This window comes from Nocardia heshunensis, assembly GCF_054782115.1.
The window spans coordinates 362,282-381,449 of record NZ_BAAGTC010000007.1 but is presented as its reverse complement, the minus strand read 5'-3'; the positions used below and the strand labels follow the sequence as shown (position 1 = coordinate 381,449).

Annotated in this window: 15 protein-coding genes; 10 read left to right on the top strand and 5 right to left on the bottom strand. The window is 68.1% G+C overall.

Going from position 1 to position 19,168, the window contains the following annotated elements; translation table 11 throughout:
• Window positions 1-48: 48 nt before the first annotated feature.
• From ACYVN4_RS24815 to ACYVN4_RS24790, 6 genes are all read left to right on the top strand, one after another.
• Window positions 49-774, top strand: coding sequence for a FadR/GntR family transcriptional regulator (locus ACYVN4_RS24815; protein WP_460724387.1), 726 nt, complete (start codon window positions 49-51; stop codon window positions 772-774).
• Window positions 775-1,144: 370 nt separating this feature from the next.
• The gene (locus tag ACYVN4_RS24810) at window positions 1,145-2,629 is read left to right on the top strand and encodes an aldehyde dehydrogenase family protein (RefSeq protein WP_460724386.1); all 1,485 of its coding nucleotides are present in this window, start codon (window positions 1,145-1,147) and stop codon (window positions 2,627-2,629) included.
• A gap of 29 nt (window positions 2,630-2,658) precedes the next feature.
• Window positions 2,659-3,735, top strand: coding sequence for a hypothetical protein (locus ACYVN4_RS24805; RefSeq protein WP_460724385.1), 1,077 nt, complete (start codon window positions 2,659-2,661; stop codon window positions 3,733-3,735).
• Window positions 3,736-3,747: 12 nt separating this feature from the next.
• Window positions 3,748-6,114 carry a GMC family oxidoreductase N-terminal domain-containing protein gene (locus ACYVN4_RS24800; RefSeq protein ID WP_460724384.1) on the top strand — a complete coding sequence of 789 codons (2,367 nt, stop codon included), beginning with the start codon at window positions 3,748-3,750 and terminating at the stop codon, window positions 6,112-6,114.
• A 107-nt stretch (window positions 6,115-6,221) separates the two neighbouring features.
• Window positions 6,222-6,443 (top strand): hypothetical protein, encoded by a 222-nt coding sequence (locus ACYVN4_RS24795; RefSeq protein ID WP_460724383.1) that lies wholly within the window; start codon window positions 6,222-6,224, stop codon window positions 6,441-6,443.
• 5 nt (window positions 6,444-6,448) lie between these two features.
• Window positions 6,449-7,672, top strand: coding sequence for a hypothetical protein (locus ACYVN4_RS24790; RefSeq protein WP_460724382.1), 1,224 nt, complete (start codon window positions 6,449-6,451; stop codon window positions 7,670-7,672).
• 117 nt (window positions 7,673-7,789) lie between these two features.
• Here ACYVN4_RS24790 and ACYVN4_RS24785 read toward each other — a convergent pair whose 3' ends face one another.
• Both ACYVN4_RS24785 and ACYVN4_RS24780 read right to left on the bottom strand, forming a co-directional pair.
• Window positions 7,790-8,668, bottom strand: coding sequence for an NAD(P)-dependent oxidoreductase (locus tag ACYVN4_RS24785; protein ID WP_460724381.1), 879 nt, complete (start codon window positions 8,666-8,668; stop codon window positions 7,790-7,792).
• A gap of 164 nt (window positions 8,669-8,832) precedes the next feature.
• Window positions 8,833-10,347, bottom strand: coding sequence for an FAD-dependent monooxygenase (locus ACYVN4_RS24780; RefSeq protein WP_460724380.1), 1,515 nt, complete (start codon window positions 10,345-10,347; stop codon window positions 8,833-8,835).
• Window positions 10,348-10,891: 544 nt separating this feature from the next.
• On the opposite strand from ACYVN4_RS24780, the gene ACYVN4_RS24775 reads away from it, so the two are divergent.
• From ACYVN4_RS24775 to ACYVN4_RS24765, 3 genes are all read left to right on the top strand, one after another.
• Window positions 10,892-12,109: a hypothetical protein gene (locus ACYVN4_RS24775; RefSeq protein ID WP_460724379.1), complete on the top strand. Its 1,218-nt coding sequence runs from the start codon at window positions 10,892-10,894 to the stop codon at window positions 12,107-12,109.
• 191 nt (window positions 12,110-12,300) lie between these two features.
• Window positions 12,301-13,650, top strand: a complete 1,350-nt coding sequence (locus ACYVN4_RS24770) for a M20/M25/M40 family metallo-hydrolase (protein WP_460724378.1) — start codon at window positions 12,301-12,303, stop codon at window positions 13,648-13,650.
• A gap of 19 nt (window positions 13,651-13,669) precedes the next feature.
• Window positions 13,670-14,206: a YbhB/YbcL family Raf kinase inhibitor-like protein gene (locus tag ACYVN4_RS24765; protein WP_460724377.1), complete on the top strand. Its 537-nt coding sequence runs from the start codon at window positions 13,670-13,672 to the stop codon at window positions 14,204-14,206.
• Window positions 14,207-14,286: 80 nt separating this feature from the next.
• Here the strand turns inward: ACYVN4_RS24765 and ACYVN4_RS24760 are convergent, their stop codons facing one another.
• Complete coding sequence (locus ACYVN4_RS24760) at window positions 14,287-14,838, bottom strand: TetR/AcrR family transcriptional regulator (protein WP_460724376.1); 552 nt, start codon at window positions 14,836-14,838, stop codon at window positions 14,287-14,289.
• Window positions 14,839-14,969: 131 nt separating this feature from the next.
• Here ACYVN4_RS24760 and ACYVN4_RS24755 point away from each other — a divergent pair, with 131 nt between their 5' ends.
• Window positions 14,970-16,277 carry a phthiocerol/phthiodiolone dimycocerosyl transferase family protein gene (locus tag ACYVN4_RS24755; RefSeq protein ID WP_460724375.1) on the top strand — a complete coding sequence of 436 codons (1,308 nt, stop codon included), beginning with the start codon at window positions 14,970-14,972 and terminating at the stop codon, window positions 16,275-16,277.
• A gap of 65 nt (window positions 16,278-16,342) precedes the next feature.
• Here the strand turns inward: ACYVN4_RS24755 and ACYVN4_RS24750 are convergent, their stop codons facing one another.
• Together ACYVN4_RS24750 and ACYVN4_RS24745 are read right to left on the bottom strand one after the other, a co-directional pair.
• Entirely contained in the window at window positions 16,343-18,172 is a 1,830-nt protein-coding gene (locus ACYVN4_RS24750) for an AMP-dependent synthetase/ligase (RefSeq protein ID WP_460724374.1), read from the bottom strand.
• Between the two features lie 185 nt (window positions 18,173-18,357).
• Window positions 18,358-18,972: a GTP cyclohydrolase II gene (locus ACYVN4_RS24745; RefSeq protein WP_460724373.1), complete on the bottom strand. Its 615-nt coding sequence runs from the start codon at window positions 18,970-18,972 to the stop codon at window positions 18,358-18,360.
• Window positions 18,973-19,168 lie beyond the last annotated feature (196 nt).

The following is a 19,168-nucleotide window of genomic DNA, read 5'->3' as shown; positions in this document are numbered from 1 at the left end:
CTGGTCTGGCCGCTTGACCTCCTGACCATCCCCCTTTAGCGTTCGAGAATGGCCTTCAAACGGATCGATCGGCGGACCGTGCCCGACACCGTATTCGAGCAGCTCGTCGGGGAGGTACTCGACGGTGAACTCGCACCCGGAGCAGCCCTGCCCGCGGAGCGCGCACTTGCCGAGACGCTGGGCGTATCCCGGCCGACGGTCCGGGAGGCCCTGCAGCGCTTGGCGCACACCGGACTGGTGGAAGTACGCCAGGGCGGCTCGACAACCGTGCGGGACTTCCGACGGCACGCCGGACTGGAAATGTTGCCGCGCCTACTGATCCGCCAGGGCGAGTTGGACTACGACGTCGTGCGCTCGATCCTCGAAACCCGCCGCGTCCTGGGCCGCGAGGTAGCCGGACTCGCCGCCGAGCGCGCCGCCGACAGCCTCGCCCCCGCCCTCGATGCCGCCGTGGAAACCCTTGCGTCCGAACGCGACCCGATCGCCCAGCAACTCCGGGCCATCACCTTCTGGGACCACCTCGTCGACGCCGCCGACTCCATCGTCTACCGCCTCCTCTACAACGACCTGCGCGCCGTCTACGAACCGGCCGTCCAAGCCCTGTCCGGCCTCATGGCCACCGAAGTCGGCAGCACCGACCGCTACCGAGCCCTAGCCGCCGCCGTCATCGCCGGAGACTCCGCCGAAGCCCGCACCACCGCCGACTCCCTGCTGGCGATAGCGGCCACAGAGTTCGACGCCTTCGTCGAGCAGATGCGACAGACCAGCAAGTAGACAACACCCCCGTAGTCAGGGAACGGCGGCAGGCGGACGAACACAGTTTCAATCGCCTCTTGCCTTTCGCCGACTGCTCGATATATTGGTCTGACCACTTGGCCATCAGGCCAAGATCATCCGGCGGCGGGCGACATGGCGTCCAGACATTGATCCACCGGGGCTGATCAGCGCGCGTTGATCGAGACGGCATTCGAGAAAGCGACAGGGCATGACCGACCTTCGGCAATCACACCGGCGAGCCACACGACCAGCCACGAAGCCACGAGGCGCTGAACCCGACCCGGAGTCGCTGACCGATCGACGAGAGTCGGGGTCGCTGACCGATCGACCGGACTCCGAATCACCGGCCAGACAACCAGACTCGGGGTTGCCGGTCGGGCAGGCGGAAGCGGCGGTGTTGGTGGGGCGGGCGCGGGTGGCGCAGGTGGCGTGGGGTGCGCGGAGCGTTGAGGAGCGGGTGGCGGTGCTGGCCCGGTTGCCTGAGGTGCTGCATGAGCAGCTCGAGCGGATCGCAGGGGTGATCGTGGCTGAGAACGGGAAGCCTCGGGCCGAGGCGTTGGCGCATGAGGTGGTTCCGGCGATCGCGGTGGCTCGACATCATCTCGAGACTGCGGTTGCCACCCTCGGACCGAGTCGGATTCGGTTGGCTACTGCGCCTTATCGGCGGGCGGTGCGAGTGCATCGGGGTTATGGGGTGGTGGTGGCTATTGCGCCGTGGAATCTACCGTTCTTGATTCCGTTCAGTCAGGTGTTGCCGGCGTTGATCGCGGGGAATGCTGTGGTGCTCAAGCCTTCCGAGCTCACGCCCAGGGTGGCGGAGGTGCTGGTCGAGGTGATCTCGGCGGCGGGGCTGCCGGACGGGTTGCTGCAGTTGGCGATCGGGGACGGGGCGGTGGGTGCTGCGCTGGTCGAGGCTCGACCGGACAAGGTGATGTTCACCGGGTCGGTGGCGACCGGGCGCAAGGTGATGGCCGCGGCGGCGCGGGGGCCGATTCCGGTGGGACTGGAGTTGGGTGGGGTGGATGCGGCGGTCGTATTGGAGGACGCGGATTTGGAGTATGTGACCTCGGCGGTGGCTTGGGGTGCCAATTTCAATGGTGGGCAGGCCTGTTGCTCGGTGGAGCGGGTGCTGATTCATGAATCGCTGTATCAGGCGTTCGTCGTGCGGTTGCGAGACAAGGTGCGGCGCATCGATACCGACCGGGATCTCGCGCCCGCTATCGACGACCGTCAGCGAGCGGTGTGGGAGCGGCACCTGGACGCGGCGCGAAATGCGGGTCTGTCGGTGAGTGGGGGAGAGCCGGTGCGTGCGCGGCAGCTGATACCGGCGGTGGTCAGCGGTGAGGGTGTGACCACGAGTGAGGTGTGGCGGGAGGAGACGTTCGGGCCGATAGTCGCGGTGGCCGCGTTCAGGAGCGACGACGACGCTGTCGCGCTGCACAACGCGACCGAATACGGGCTGACGGCCAGCGTGTTCTCCGCCGATACCGCTCGCGCACAGGCACTGGCGGGGCGGCTGCGGGCCGGTGCGGTATCGATCAATGATGTTGCCGCGACCATGTATTCGACCCCGGAGCTGCTATGGGGCGGGGTCGGGCGCTCGGGGTTCGGGCGCTCGCACGGGGTGGACGCGCTGCTGGACGCGAGCTGGGTGCAGGTCCTCGATCTGCCGCGCGGACCGGCGTTCGGACCCAAACGACCCTGGTGGTTCCCCTACGACGTCGGGCTCGAGGATGCGATGCGGGCGCTGGCGGCAAGCCTCGCCGACGGGCACGCCACCGCGAAGCTGCGCGGCTACGGGCAGGCCGGTCGCTCGCTGCTCGGCATGCTCAGCCGTCGACCGAAACTCTGAGAGGGCGAATTCCAGTGCAGGACAATGCCATGACCGTGATCGCACAGAACACCCCGCGACTGCGCGCGGGCTCCGATCATGTCGAATCCTGGTTCGTGCGCGCCAATGACCCGCATTCGCCGCGCGCGGTGTGGATCAAGGCGACCGTGCTGACCGCGCACGACGGGACCGCGCTGGCGCAGGCGTGGTGCAGCGTGTTCGACGGGCAGCGCACGCACGCGTGGTGCCTCGACATTCCTTTGGCCGCAGCGCAGTTCGACGCGCATCCGCTGGGACAGGACATCGCCGTCGGCCCGTTGTCGATGCTCCTGAGCGGGCACGGCGGCAGCACCGGCGGCAAGCTGTCGGATGCGGAGCGGACATTGTCGGTGGAGGTGCAGACCTCGTCATCCGAGGGGCAACCCGTGTCGTCAAAGGCGCAAACCGTGTCGTGGGACTTGAGTTTCGCGCAGGTGCCGGGTTTGGGCGCACCGATGTCTCTGTTGCCGACCGACCGGTTGCTCGATGCCGCGCTGCCGAGCAACAAGCTGATCACGCCGCTGCCGGTCCTCACCTGCTCCGGCCATGTCGACTGGGACGGCGAGCACTGGGATCTGACCGGCTGGCACGGCATGCAGGGCCACAACTGGGGCCGCGAGCACAGCCCTGAATACGCCTGGGGCCAGTGCGTTTTCACCGATTCCCGGGACGACACGCCGTTCGCGGTGGCGGAGGCGGCCTCGGGGCGCACCCGTATCGCCGGACGCACCTCGCCGCTGCTGTCGATGCTGGTGGTCCGGCGCGGCGAGCAGGAATTCCGGTTCGACCGGGTGGTGGATCTGTGGCGGCAGCGCCCGCGCCTGGCGTTCCCGGAGTGGACGTTGCGCATGCGCGGCCGTCACGGCACCGCGGAGCTGCGCATGCACGCGGCACCCGAGCAGATGGTGTGCCTGGCCTACCGCAATCCCGCGCGCGCCACCAGCTACTGCCTCAACTCCAAGACCGCCGCGGTGTCCGTCCACGTGGCCCCGCTCGACGGCAATGCCTTCGAACTGCGCAGCGAGCACGGTGGCGCGCTGGAATTCCTTGTCCCGCAACCGGTCAACTCCGTCTCCCCGATCGTGTGAGAGAGCCCTGACATGCCTTTGACCTTCTTCGAGACCATGCGCGGCGAGCTCTACGACGCCGACGGCCACGCCCATCACGTGGCCATGGATCTACGCTGCGAATCCGGGCACGCACGCGGCTTCGTCACCAATCGCCGCGCCCGCATCACCGGCACCATCCGCGCACTGCCGTGGGCGGACGGCGCGGCGGTGATCGGCACCCTGGTGGCGTTGCCGGTGACCAAGCGGCGCATGAGCTACGAGCTGGATTTCCGGGACGACGAGGGCCGCGCGTGGCAGCTGCGCGGGCGCAAGGATGTGCGCTGGGTGCGGCGCGCGCACGCGAGCCTCACCAATCTCGACGCTATGCTGTCGTGCGAGGGCGAGCAGGTCGCGCAGGGGCGAATGCAGTTCTTCGCCAACGACTATCCGAGTTTCCTGCGCTCGTTTCAGCCGTGGGTGTCGCTGCGCACCGATCTGCCCGACGGCACCCGCCCGGAGGGTGTGCTCACGCCGGGTCAGCTCGAGGCGCTGGCCGCACTGGCGGAGCTGCTCATCGAACCCGATGGCGCGGTTCCGCCCGTCGAGTCCGCCACGCTCGAACGCTTGGATGCCTACCTGGGCAATATGACTCCGCTCATGCAGTCGGGACTGCGGGCGGCGCTGCGCGGCCTCGACGCGGCGGCCCGGGCGCGCCACGGGCGCCGGATCGCGGCGCTGTCGCCGATGCAGCGCCGCGACCTGGTCACCCACGCGCGCGGCACGGCCGCGTTGGTGCACGCGGTGGAGGCGATCGAAACTCCTTTGCGGATAGCGCATTTCGGTGACCGCCGCTATCTCGATGCGATCGGTGCACCCCGCTACGACGAGCCGGTACTCGAGCAACGCCCGGGCTGGATGGCCAATGTCAGCACTGCGGACGACCTCGCGACCCGCGAGGTCCTCGACTGCGATGTGGTGGTGATCGGCAGCGGCGCGGGTGGTGGCGCGGTCGCGGCCCGGCTCGCCGAGCACGGTCTGGGTGTGGTCATCGTCGAGGAGGGCGACTACGCCGGGCGTGACCGCTTCCGTGGCGATCTGGGCGAGCGCACCCAACGGTATTGGCGCGACGGCGGATACAATCTCGCGCTCGGCAATTCGGTGCTCGGGGTGAGTACCGGGCGGCTGGTGGGCGGCACCACCGCCATCAATTCCGGCACCGCCTTCCGTACCCCGGATCCGGTGCTGAGCGAATGGCTCGACGCCGGGTTTCCCGGTGATTTCACCCCCGAGGCATTCGCTCCCTATCTCGACGAGGTGTCGGCCGAATTGGGTATCGCCACCGCCGATCCGCGCTACCTGGGCCGCGTCGCCGACATCATCGGCCGAGGCGCGGACGCACTGGGCGCCGCGCACGGGCCGTTGCCGCGCAATGCGGTCGGCTGCGACGGGCAGGGGCAATGCGTGTATGGGTGTCCTACCGATGCCAAGCGCAGTAGCAATGTCAGCTGGGTGCCGCGGGCGTTGAAGGGCGGTGCGCAGCTCTATACGCGGTTGAGCGTGAACCGGATTCTGATGTCGGATACTCGCGCGGTCGGGGTGCTGGCCGAGGGGCAGGACGAGCATGGCGCGCCCCGCACCGTGGAGATCCGAGCGCGGGCGGTGGTGGTGGCCGCCGGGACGCTCATGACGCCGTTGCTGTTGCGGCGCAACGGGATCAGTCTGCCAGCGTTGGGCCGGAATCTGTCGGTGCATCCGTCGCTGGGCGCGGTCGCCATGATGCCGACGCCGGGTGCGCCGTGGACGGGGATCCCGCAGGGCTATCAGGTCGAGGGTCTCGGCGATGAGCTGGTGACTTTCGAAGGTGTCAGCATTCCACCGCAATTCGCGGCCGGAGTGCTGCCCTTCCACGGGGCGCGACTGACCGAGTGGATGAACCGCTGGACGCATACCGAGCAGTTCGGGGCGATGGTGCGTGACACCGGCAGCGGCAGCGTGCATCACGGTCCCGGCGGGCGCACGCTGATCCGCTATCACCTGAGCTCGCGCGTGCAGGCCGCGTTGCAGCACGCCTGCGCGGGGCTGGCCGAGTTGTTCCTGCGCGGCGGGGCCGAGGCGGTGGCGTTGCCGATCGCGGGGACGCCGCCGGTGCGCTCCCTGGATCAGGCGCGCACGGTCGCGGAGATCGCGTTGAGCCCACGCCGGTTGCGCCTGATGGGCCCGCACCCGCTGGGTACCGCGCGCATGGGTGCAGATGCCCGCAACGCGGTGGTGGACTTCGAGCATCGGGTGTTCGGCACGAGCGGGCTGTATGTGGCCGACGGTTCGGTGGTCCCGACGTCGCTGGGAGTCAATCCGCAGGTCACCATCATGGCGTTGGCGCTGCGCGCCGCGGATCTGATTGCAGCCGACCTCAATTGATCTCATCAGGCCCGATACAGGGCTGGCGCACCATCGGTGATCTTGGTAGAGATGGGTAGAGAACAAATGGGGTGATCCGGGTCATTCCGGAGAATGGGGACGAATCAGTGGGTGCCAGAGCCGAACTGGAACAACAACTGGGTGGGCCACTGACCGCCCTGGACCTGTTGAGCGAGTCCGAGACCGCCGATCTGCTGGGCATCTTCCAGCAGGCCCGGCGCACCGAGACCACCGCCATGGTCGAGGCCGTCGACAAGACCGTGGGTGCGCTGCCGTGGCCGTTGCGCAGCGCGGCCAAGAAGATCATGTTCGGCAACAAGCTCGGGTAGGGGCGATGAGCGATCTGGTGACCCGCGCGCAGATCACCCTGCTGTCGCGGACATTGCACGTGCCCGAGGAACGGCTGGCCCACCTCGAGAAACTGGGTGCGGCCAACCTGCACGAACTGCAGGAACGCATGGCGAAAGTGATCTTCGCCGAACACAATGCGGTCTTCTCGCGGCTGTCGCTGCTGGTGCCGATCATCCCGCTGTCCATCTCGCTGCCGATCGTGCAGCGCATGGTGCCGCCGATGATGGCCGGGCGCGCGGCCGGCGCGATCGGGGTGGACCATCCCAAGAAGGCCGCCGAGGCGGTCGGGATGCTCGATCCCGGGTATGCGGCCGAGGGCGCGCCCTATATGGATCCGCATGCCGTCGGGCAGCTGGCGGACATCGCGCCGCCGAAACCCGTCATGAAGATCATCAACGAGCTGTTGAAGCGCGGCGACTACATCACCGCCGGGCCATTCCTGGCCTACGCGACACCGGAACTGGTGCGCGCGGTCGAGGAGGACGTGCACGACGACGAGGGGCTGCTGCGCTCGGCGTCGTATTCGTACTCCGGGGAGAACATCAGCATCATCGTGCGGCATCTGCTCTCCGGTCCCGCGCAGCGGGTGCCGCGGCTGGTGCGCACCGTGCTGCAAGGCTCGAAGGATCTGCGGCTGGCGGCGCTGTCGGTGTTCGCGCGCTGCGACGCCGATGTGGTGGTCGCGATCGGTGACATCCTGTTCGATCTGGGGTCCGCCGACGAGATCGCCGACCTGATCGAGACTTTCGTCAGCGCCGGGGCGGTGCCGGAGACGCTGCGCTTCGCCGGGCAGTTGAGCCCGGCGGCGCTGGATCTGCTGGCCGCCAACCCGATCATCGTCGAACCGGACACCATCAAGACGGTCACGGACGCGGTCAACGGTTGCGTCGAGGACGCGGTGTGGCGGGGGCTGCTGGAAGTGGCCGAACGCACCGAGGCGAGTGTGGCGCGCCGATTCGGCGGGGCCATCTCGCATTTCGACACCGCGACACTGACGCAGCTGCCGGGGATCGCCACCACGGCTCATCTGTGGCCGCCACTGCTGAAGGTGCTGGCCACCACCGAACCGGACGCGCAGTCACGAATCGGGGAGTTGTGGTCGGCGCTGCCGGTGCTCGAGCGCACCGAGATCGAACAGCGCATCGCCGATCTGGGTTTGAACGACGCGTTGACGGCGTTCAGTGCGACCTTGCAGCTGACGCAATAACGCTCGGGCAGCAATAGTTTCGGCCCCCACCAGCGCTGGTGGGGGCCGAAACTCGTTCGGGCAGCGCGCGACAGCGCAGCCCACGCCGCGTCGGACCGACAGTTCCGCGTCAGGCCGTCACTTTCCGCGCAGGGCCTCGATGGTGCGCTCGAAGGCGGCCGCGCCGTGCCCGGCGGTGACCTGGCGGTCGACCAGGTCGGCGAATCCGGCGAGCGGTTCGGCGGTGATTCCGGCATCGGATGCGGCCTGGCGCAACGTGTCCAGGGCGGTCTTGGTGAACACCAGATCCTGGAACACCTCGCTGGTGTAGTCGCCGGTGTCGATGATGCGGCCGAAAGGAGGCAGCAGTTGCGACATGGCCGCCACCCAGTTCGAGGCGCGGGCAGCGAACTCCGATGCCGTGACGCCCGCGGAACCGACCAGGGCCGCGCCCTGGAAGAAGCCGCCGAACATGGTGTACATGATCGTCAGCAGCGAGAAGTCCCACAGGGCGGCCAAACCCGGGTCGGTGCCGAAGAATTCGACCGAACCCAGCAGCTCCAAGGTCGGGCGATGCGCGGTGAATACCGCCTCGGAGCCGCTGTAGAGAATGCTCGACCCCTCGGTGCCGATCATTGCCGGAACCGCCATGATGCCGCCGTCGAGGATTTCGATGCCGTGCTCGGCCGCCCAGCCCGCCAGCTCCCGCGACTGCTCGGGGGAAGTACTGGTCAGGTTGAGCAGCTGTTTGCCGGTGAGCTGGGCGGCGATCGGGTCCAGAATCTCGTGCACCGAAGCGTGATCGAGCAGCACTACGACGACCAGTTCCGCAGTGCGTACCGCCTCCCCGGCGGTTGCCGCCGAAACTGCTCCGGCCGCAACCAGTTCGCTGTCCTTACCGGGCGTGCGATTCCAGACGGTCGTCGCGACCCCGCCCTTGTGGAACGCCCACGCCAGCGCGCTACCCATGGCCCCGAGCCCCAGAACCGTCACCGGGCTGTGCTGAGTGTTCGTCATGCGGGAGAACTCCTTCACGATCAGTGGCAATGTGTCGGCGCGCGCTACCGACGACAGTGCCGCGCGTCCGGGCGGCCCACAAGTACGCACTTGCTGCTCAGGGACTTACTTCGAGGTTTGTCTCCAGCCCGCGACCGCTGCTGCCCGCGAAAAGAATTCGCGGTTCAGGCGGGGCCGAGCCAGCGGGTGAGGGCGGTGGCGAGGCCGTGGGGGGTGGCGGAGGTCCAGGCGATGATGCCGTCGGGGCGAATGAGCAGGGACAGGGGGTCGCGGGGTTGGGCTGGTTTGGTGGTGAGGATTTCCAGGTGGTCGGACCAGGGGGCGGCGGTGGCGGCAAGGTCGGGGGAGTCGGTGAGGTCGAGGAGGACGGCCTTGCCGGTGGTGAAGTGGTCGGACAGGTGGGTGCCGTCGGCGAGGTCGAAGTCGGGGGTGGGCTTGCCGACGAGCGGGTCGTCGCTGCCGAGGTCGTAGCGGTGCTGGACGCCGGCAAGTTTCTTGGCGATCTGGGTGGCGCCGTCGGGGGTGTCGAGCAGGTCGGTGACGACGGCGCGCAGGGCGCGACTGCGCGGATCGGTGCGCATGAGGGCGACCTGTGCGCGGGTCCAGTCCAGGACCCATTCGCCGACCGGGTGGCGTTCGCGAGTGTAGGTGTCCAGCAACGATTCCGGGGAGCGGCCGCGGATCACCGCGGCGAGTTTCCAGCCGAGGTTGGCCGCGTCGCCGATGCCGAGGTTGAGGCCCTGGCCGCCGAAGGGGGAGTGCACGTGGGCGGCGTCGCCCGCCAGCAGTACGCGGCCCTGGCGGTAGTCCGGGGCCTGGCGGGTGTTGTCGGTGAAGCGGGTCGCCGAGATCACCTGGGAGATCTGGACTTTCACGCCGGTGACGCGTTCGAAGCTGTCCTCGAGCTCGGTGGCGGTGACGGGGTTGGTGCGGTCGGCGGGCGGGCCGTCGAGTTCGACGGTCAGGATGCGGCCGGGCACCGGGCCGTGGACGTAGGTGCCGGTGGGGGTCGTATTCCAGCCCAGCGGAACATCTTCCGCGCCGGTCATCTCGACCAAGGCTTGGCGGCCGGTGATTTCCGGGTCCACGCCGGGGAATTCGAAGCCCGCGAGTTTGCGCACCGCGCTGCGGCCGCCGTCGCAGCCGACCAGCCAACTCGCGCGCACAGTGCGGTCGCCGACCTCGACGGTGACGCCGATGCCATCGTCGGTGAATGCGGTGACCTCGACGCCGCGGCGCACCGGCACCCCGAGTTCGGCGGCGCGGGCGGCCAGCATGGCCTCGATGGCCTGCTGATCGACGAAGCGGTATTCGGCGGCCGGGCCCAGATCCGCGAAGGCCGGGTCCTCGGTGTCGAGGTTGTCGCCCCAGAGCATGATGCCCGCGAAGTGTCCGCCCGCGGGCTTGCGCTTCGGGGCGTTGCCGGGCTTCGCGCTACCGAACAGGCCCGCCATCCGCGCGATGGCCGCCTCGTGTGCCGCGCGCAGTTGCGGCAGCATCCCGCGTCGGGCCAGGGCCTGGGCGACGGGTGCGTTGATGCCACCCGCCTTGATCGTCATATCCGGTTCGGTGAGTCGTTCCACCACGAGCACGTCCACGCCCGCCAGGCGCAGTTCGCACGCCAGCATGAGCCCGACCGGTCCGGCTCCGACCACCACCACATCTCGTGTCTCGTTCATGAGGACCACTCTGCCGAGCGCCGATTGCCGGGCACTTGCGTGCGCTTGCGCCCCGCTTGCGCGCTCGATTCCAGCCGCGTTGAGCCTGTTCGAGGGCGGGTTCGGTGAACACTGTGCCGCCGACCGGCTGGGTCGGGTGATCCCGGCCTGCCGTTGGGCCTGGCGCTGGAGGTCCGTGGGGTTACGACCGCTGCCAACCTCGAGTTGTCAGGGTGGGCTGGCCTCGAGGGGTCGGCCTCGAGTTGCTGGGTGGGCGGCGTCGGTTGCTGTTGGGGCGGGTGTGTTCGGTCCGCCGGGTGCCGTCCTACCTGCGCAGGACCGGGGAGCCGGGACGCCCGCGATGCCACCCGGCGGGCTGACTCGTGGCCGGATCCTAACGGTGTACAGGGACTCTGCACTTTTTGTACTTTTTGCCCGACGGTCACCTCTATGATGGGCGGTCGACATCGGGAGGCCGAGTTCAGGTCGCCCGGGGAAACGGGGAAAGCATGTCCGGCGCAGACGAATTCGCGGGTTGCCACGGATGTACCGTGCGGCCGGGCTTATGACCGACCTGGTGACGCGAGCCCAGCTGGTCCTGCTGGCACGGACCCTGCATGTGCCGGTGGAACGGCTCGCTCACCTCGACAAGCTCGGCCCGCACCGCCTGCACGAACTGCAACAACGCATGGCGGGGCAGCTGTTCGATCAGCACACTCCGGTCTTCGAGCGGATCGCCAAACTGGTGCCGCTGATCCCGCTGAGCATTTCGCTGCCGATCGTGCAGAAACTGGTGCCGGCCAGCATGACCGGGCGTGCGGCCGGGGCCATCGGCGTGCAGTATCCCGCCAAGGCGGTCGAGGCGCTGCTGCGGATGGATGTCGGATATGCCGCGGATTGTGCGCCGTATCTGGATCCGCGGACCGTCGGGCAGCTCGCCGACGACGCCCCGGCGGCGCCGGTGGTGGCGATCGTCAACGAGCTGATGAATCGGCGTGACTACATCACCGCGGGGCCGTTTCTGGCCTATGCGACACCGGAACTCGTGCGTGCGGTCGAGGAGGGGGTGCCCGACGACGAGGGGCTGATCCGCTCGGCCGCCTATGCGTACTCGGGGGAATCGATCAGCGCGGTGGTGCGGCAGCTGCTGGCGGGCAGCAGTCAGCGGCTGCCGCGGCTGCTGGGCACGGTCATCAACGGCTCCAAGGAATTACGGCTGGCGGCGCTGTCGGTGTTCGCGCGCTGCACCCCGGATGTGATCGCCGCGGTCGGTGACATCCTCTTCGAGGTGGCGCCACCTTCGGCGATCGCGGACCTGCTCACCACCTATATCGCCGCCGACGTCACCTCCGACATGCTGCGCTTCCTGGGTCACCTCAGCCCTAATGCGCTGACCCGGCTGGCCCTCAACCCGGTGCTGTCGGAAGTCGCCGAAACCCTGGTCGCAGCGGTGGACGGCAGCAGCGATGTCGCCTCCTGGCGCGGCGTCCTGGAACCGCTGGCCCGCACCCCCGCCGAGGTGCGCCGCCGCGCGGGCCTGTGCCTGGCCCAGCTCGACACCCCGACCTTGCTCACCCTGCCCGCCCTCGCCCAGGCCGCCCGCTTATGGCCACCCCTGCTGTGGGTGCTGGCCGCCACCGACGTCGACGTCCAAGCCCATATCGGCGAACTGTGGGCCACCGCGACCCGCCTCGACCCGGAAGTCCTCGAACGCCGCATCGCCGACCAACACCTGGAATCGCTCCTCACCACCCTCACCACCACCGTCCGCTTCCTCCGCTGACCTTCACCGAGTGGCACATCCTGGAGGGTTTTTCGGACATTCCCCTCCAGGGTGTGCCACTCGCCGCACGTGCGGGGAAGTGTTGGGGGATGGGTGATTTCAATTCGAGTGGTGGGGGTTAGCTGGGTCGCGCCCGGGCGGGGTGGGCGGCGGGCGGGCGCGGGGTGTCGCGGAGGTGGTAGGAAAGTGACGTGTCCGAAACTGCCGAAACCCACATCCCGCGTGCCGTGTCGGAAGTGGTGGACCTGGTCAGTGCGCTGATCCGGTTCGATACCTCCAATACCGGTGAACTCGAAACCACCAAGGGCGAGCGCGAGTGTGCGCTGTGGGTGGCCGAACAACTCGAGCAAGCCGGGTATGAGACCGAGTACGTCGAATCCGGGGCGCCCGGGCGCGGGAATGTGTTCGCGCGGTTGCGTGGCGCGGACTCTTCGCGGGGCGCGTTGATGATGCACGGGCATCTGGACGTGGTGCCCGCCGAGGCCGCCGACTGGAGCGTGCACCCGTTCTCCGGCGCGGTGCGTGACGGTTACGTGTGGGGCCGCGGGGCCATCGATATGAAGGACATGGTCGGCATGATGCTGGCCGTGGCCCGGCAGTTCAAGATCGAGGGCACGGTGCCGCCACGTGACATCGTGTGGGCGTTCGTCGCCGATGAGGAAAACGGTGGCAAGTGGGGCTGCCAGTGGCTGGTGGAGAACCGGCCCGACCTGTTCGAGGGTGTCACCGAGGCGGTCGGGGAGGTCGGCGGGTTCTCGCTGACCGTGCCCAAGCCCGACGGCAGCGAGCGGCGGCTGTATCTGGTCGAGACCGCGGAGAAGGGGCTGGGCTGGATGCGGTTGCGCGCCAAGGCCCGTGCCGGGCACGGCTCGTTCCTGCACGAGGACAATGCGGTCACCATTCTGTCGCAGGCTGTCGCGCGGTTGGGGACGCACACGTTCCCGCTGGTGGTGTCGGATTCGGTGGCGGAGTTCCTGGCGGCCGTGGCCGAGGAGTCCGGGCTCGAATTCGATCCGGCCTCACCGGATATCGAGGGCCAGCTCGCCAAGCTCGGCACCATTTCGCGCATCATCGGCGCGACCCTGCGCGACACCGCCAACCCGACCATGCTGCATGCGGGCTACAAGGCCAATGTGATTCCGCAGACCGCCGAGGCCGTCGTCGACTGCCGGGTGGTGCCCGGCCGCCAGGCCGAGTTCGAGAAGGAGGTCGACGCGCTGATCGGGCCGGATGTGGAGCGCGAGTGGATCACCAAACTCGACTCGTACGAGACCACCTTCGACGGGCATCTCGTCGACGCCATGAACGACGCCATCCTCGCCCACGATCCGGCCGGACGCACCGTGCCCTACATGCTGTCGGGCGGCACCGACGCGAAAGCCTTCGCCAAGTTGGGGATTCGCTGCTTCGGCTTCGCACCGTTGAAGCTGCCGCCCGAACTGGACTTCACCGCCCTGTTCCACGGGGTCGACGAGCGGGTTCCGGTGGAATCGCTCGAATTCGGCGCCCGCGTGCTGGAACACTTCCTGTTGCACAGCTGACGAGTCGAAAGGACCTGACGTGCCGGATTATTCGTACAACCCGTACGCCGCGCTACCGCAGTTGCCCGAGTTCACCCTCACCTCCGCCGATATCAGCGACGGTAAGCCGCTGTCGCTCGACCAGGTCAGCGCGCTGGCCGGGGCGGGCGGGCGCGATGTCTCCCCGCAGCTGAGCTGGTCCGGATTCCCGGCCGAGACCAAGAGTTTCGCGATCACGATGTACGACCCGGATGCGCCGACGGCGTCGGGGTTCTGGCATTGGGTGCTGGCGAATGTGCCGGTCACTACCACCAGCCTGGCGACCGGGCAGGCCAGCGCGGGCGGCACGCTGCCCGAAGGCGCGCTGCATCTGCGTAATGATGCGGGGTTGCACGAGTACACCGGGGCGTTCCCGCCTGCCGGGCATGGGGCGCATCGGTATTTCGTGGTCGTGCACGCGGTGGGGGTGGAGCGGCTCGAGGTCGATGAGTCGGCCTCGCCCGCGTACCTGGGATTCAACCTGTTCATGAATGCGATCGGCCGTGCCACGCTGATCGGCACGCACGAGCAGCTGTAGGCGTTCACACATCGAAGCTCCTGTGGCCCCGAGTGATTCACTCGGGGCCACAGGCGTGTTGGGGTGCTGTCGCTTGGAATCTACCGGGGAGCAGCGAGGTCGGCGAGGGCGCGCAGGCCCGTAGCGAGGTCGGATGCGGTGGGGGCGTGGTCGGGGTCGATGAGGTGCTGCACCAGCAGGCCGCCGATGAGGGTTTGCAGGAGGGCGCCGATCGCCGGGTTGTCTTGGCCGAGTTCGCCGGCGAGGCCGGCGCGGGCTTCCTGTTGCGCCGTACCGATTTCGGTGCGCAGGGCGGGGGAGTGCAGGGCCTGGGCCATGGCCTCGACATTGGCGACCCAGATCTCGCGGTCGGTGACGAAGGAGGCGATCAGCTTGTCCCAGAAGGTGTTCAGGCGGGCGGCGGGGGCGCCGGAGTCGTCGCCGGGCAGGGAGTCGAGCATGCGCTGCACCGCCGCGGACGTCGACTCCAGCATGGCCTGGTTGAGCAGGTTGTCGCGGGTGCCGAAGTGGTAGTTGATGGCGGCCAGGTTGGCGCCGGAGGCGGCGACGATATCGCGCACGGTGGTGCGGGCGTAGCCGCGTTCGGCCAGGCACTGTTTGGCGGCGGCGAGCAGGTCTTCACGGGTTCCCACGGCGGTCAGCCTAGCAGCGGATCATACGAACGTTTGTGACGTACGTTTCAAACACATGTTTTGAACAGGTGTATGAAACGCGTGTATGGTCGAGCTCGGCACGATTCATCACACGGAAGTACGAGCCTGATATGACTGCACAGCGATCGATGTCCCCCTTCGAAATCGGCTACTTCACCACCGACGCCCGCCTGGGCAGCGTGCCCATCGGCGGCATGCCGCTGTTCATCGGCAGCGTCGTGCGCGGTGAGGTCGACGCGGACCTGCTGCAGCGAGTGCTCGCCGAGCTCGCGGCCGGGCATGTGCTGTTGCGCAGCCGGGCGGTTACCGGCGACGGGGCGTCCCGGTTGGTGGTCGAGGACGGCTTCGTGCCGCCGCTCGAGGAACGTCTCGGCGAGATCGACGACTACTGGACCCTGGTCAACACCCGACCGGACTGGGCGGACGGACTCTTCCGCGCGGTGCTGCTGCGCGGGGCGACGCAGACCCGGCTGGTGCTGATCATTCATCACGGAATCAGCGACGGGCGTTCGGCATTCGCGCTGCTGGACGAGCTGTGGCAGCGCTACAGCGCACAAGTGGCGGGAAGCCCGCTGCCGCTGCCGGATTCGGATCGCGAGCTGGTCGGCGGGGTCGATGAGCTCCTGACCCGGGTCACCAGCGACGCCGAGGTGGATGGCTTTCTGGCGCAGGTGCGGGAGGCGGCCGCGGGTTTCGGGTCCGAGGCTGCCCCGCGTGCCCTGCCCCTCGATGGTGACGGGGTGGGTGATCCGGGCGGGCGGCTGGCGTTGCGGCGCATCGCATTGAGCACCGGGCAGACCGCGGAGATCGTGGATATCGCTCGCGCCCGCGGCATTTCGGTCAACAGTCTGCTCGCCGGGGCCGCATTGGCAGCCGTGCGCGCCCAGCTGCCGGAGTCGGGTCCGGTGCCGATGATGTGCGGGCATGCTGTGGACCTGCGACCGGAGCTGTCGCCGCGGCTGCCCGCCTCGACGGTGCTCAACTGTGCCTCCGGTCTGGGCACTCCCGCCGTGGTCGACAGCGACTCCGATCCGCTGGCCCTCGGTCCGATCATCGACGCGACCATGCGGCAGCTGCTCGACACCCGGTTCCCGGCGCTGTTCATGCGCGCCTCACATCGAGCGCTGGATCCGCAAGTGGCGGCGATGCTGTCGGCTCCGCCCGCGATCGCCCTGTCGAATATGGGCCGCCTGCCCGCACATTCGCTGCCCGCGCAGTTGGAATTCGTGCGCGACGAAGTGTTCGCGATGGCCGCGGGTATGCCACCGAAGATGACCATCTTCACCGTCGGCGACCGGCTGACCATCCAGGTCGAATACGACACCGCCGAACACAGCCACGCCCAGATGGGCCGGGTCGCCGAGGCGATGAGCGACCAGCTGGCTCGGGTGACGCGCGCCAGCATGGTCCGCGGCTGAAGGCATCGAAATGACTGTGGGCCTGGACTTTTCGTCCAGGCCCACAGTCTTCGGTGCGCGGGTGGCTACTTCATGTCGACGACGCCGTCGGGGGCCGGGGTCAGATAGAGCGCGGCGATCTCGGTGGCGTACTTGGTGGCAATCGGGCTGCGCTTGAGCTTGAGGGTGGGGGTGAGTTCGTCACCGCCGGGCTCCCAGCCCAGGTCGAGGATGGTGAAGCGTTTGATCTGCTCGACACGCGCCAGCTTGGTGTTGGCGGTGGCGACGGCGGCCTTGATCTCGGCGACGATCTCCGGGTGCGCGGCCAGGGTTTTCAGCTCGGCGTCGGGGGTGCCGAGGGCCTTGGCGCGCACCACGGCGGTGTCGGGGTCCAGCACGATGAGGGCGGCGATGAACGGCTTGTTGTCGCCGATCGCCACCACCTGACCGACCAGCGAAGACGCCGCCTTGACGGTGTTCTCGATATTGGTGGGAGACAGGTTCTTTCCCGCCTCGGTGATGATGAGTTCCTTCTTGCGGTCGACGATGCTGACGTAGCCGTCGCCGTCGATGGTGGCGACGTCGCCGGTGTGCAGCCAGCCGTCGGCGTCGATGGCCTCGGCGGTCTTGTCGGGCATCTTGCGGTAACCGTGCGAGACGATGGCACCGCGCACCAGCAGTTCACCGTCCTCCCCGAGACGGATCTCGAGGCCCTTCAACGGGATACCGACGGTGCCCGGCTTGGGCTTGGCCAGCGGGGTGTAGGTGCCGACGCCGGAGGTTTCCGACATGCCCCACACCTCGGTCACCGTGAAGCCGAGGCCCAGCAGGTATTCCAGGGTTTCCGGCGGGATCGCGGCGGCGCCGGAGGCGGCGACCTTGAGCTCGTCAAAGCCGAGCGCGTGGCGCAGCTTGCTCAAAACCAGTGCGTCGGCGAGCTTGTGCTGCACATCCAGCAGTGCGCCGCGGCCGTTGCCGGCCAGATCGGCGCGGGCGGCCTGCGCGCCGACGCTCAGCGCCCAGTTGGCCAGGGCCTTCTTCACCGGGCTGGCCTCGACGGCGAGTTTCGCGTCGATGCCGGCCTTGATCTTCTGCCACACGCGCGGCACCCCGAAAAACGCGGTGGGGCGGGCATCGGGCAGGGCGGCGGCGATCTCGCGCGCATCGGGTACGCAGGTCATCTGCACGCCGGTGAACAGGTTGGCGCAGTGACCGGAAATGCGGTCGGCCACATGGGCGGCCGGGAGGTAGGACACCGAGCGGTCGTCGAGGCCGACGGTCAGCGGGCCGTCGACCAAGCCCACGATCTGGGCGACCACGTTCGCGTGCGTGAGCTCCACACCCTTGGACGGGCCGGTGGTGCCGGAGGTGTAGATCAAGGTGGCGACGTCCTCGGGCTGCACGGCCTGCCAGGCGGCGTCGAAGTCGAAGTCCGCCTTGGGTGCGGCCTCGACCTCTTCGAGGGTCAGCGCGCCCGCGGCCGAACCCTCCACCAGCACAATGTGTTCCAACTCCACCCCGGCGCCGCGCACGGTGTCCAGGAACGCGGGCTCGGTGATCACGATCCGGTTCTCGGCATTGGTGAACAGATGCGCGATCTGCTCGGGGGAACTGGTGTTGTAGATCGAGAACGGCGTCGCCCCCAGATGCAGCGCCGCGGTATCGACCAGATTGAACTCCGGCCGGTTGGTCAACATGATCCCCACCGAGTCCCCGCGCCCCACCCCCAGCTCGGCCAACCCGGCCGCAATGCTGCGCACCCGCTCCCCGTACTCCCGCCAGGTGATCTGCCGCGTCCCGCCCACCGTCCGCAACGCCACCTGCCCCGGCCGCAACGTCAACGTCTGCTGAAACGCCTGCGGAATCGTGAAAACCGTAGTGCCCGATACATGCGCAAACCCGATGTCAGTCGTCATAACCCTTTTCCCGGTAGCCTCTCGCGGTACCCCGCCACCCGCGCGCCCACCGCGCGCCCCACCGTCGGACAGCCGACCAACCCCATCACGCGATAAGCACACGCCAGCTGTGGCGCGGCTCACTCATCGTAACCAGAATGTCTCGGTTGTGTCGCGGGCCGCATCGGTCAGGTTGATGGCCGAATTTACCGATTCGAGGGGGGAAGCTGTGAATAGGTGCTGCGGCGTTTGACCTTCGACGCCATGTAGCGCGCGGCCCGCTCACTGCGAGGCTCGGTCTCGAGCGGTATGGCTTTGACGACCAACCCGGCTTTCTCCACCGCCTTGACCTCGTCCGGGTTGTTGGTCATCAGCCGGACCGAGCGCAGGCCGAGATCTGCGAGCGCAGCGGCGGCATGGTCGTAGGTGCGGGAGTCTTCAGGGTGGCCAAGTATGCGGTAAGCGTCGAAAGTGTCGAAAGTATCGACACCGGTCTGTTCACCCAGGCGCAGGCCCATCGCCTTGAATTCGAGACCCTCACCGCGCCCTTCCTGCTCGAGGTAGATGAGCACCCCCTGCCCGCCTTCGCCCTGGATCATGTCCAGGGCCAGCCGAAGTTCGGGACCACAGTCGCAATAGTCGGAGTTGAGCGCGTCGCCGTAGAGGCAACTGGAGTGGATGCGCACCAGACACCCGTCCACCGGCTCCCCGAAGATCAGCATGTGCCCGACCCCGGCCTCGTCTCCCACTTCCTCCACCCGCACCCGCATCTCGCGCCCTTTACGAAACAGCGAATGTGCAGTCGCCTGAAGCTCTTTCACGCGTGCACCACCTGACCACCCTGCCTCTGGCAATTTTGCGGGCTCGCGTCGTCACCGAAGGTCAGCACATGATCCTTCGAGCTCTCGATCGCGACCACGCGCACAGTCAGGGTGCGTGCTCTGCGGGTGAATCGGTGCTCGCGGCTGCCGATGAGGACACGCTCGGCCCAACCTGTGTCGAGAGCTGGTGTATGCA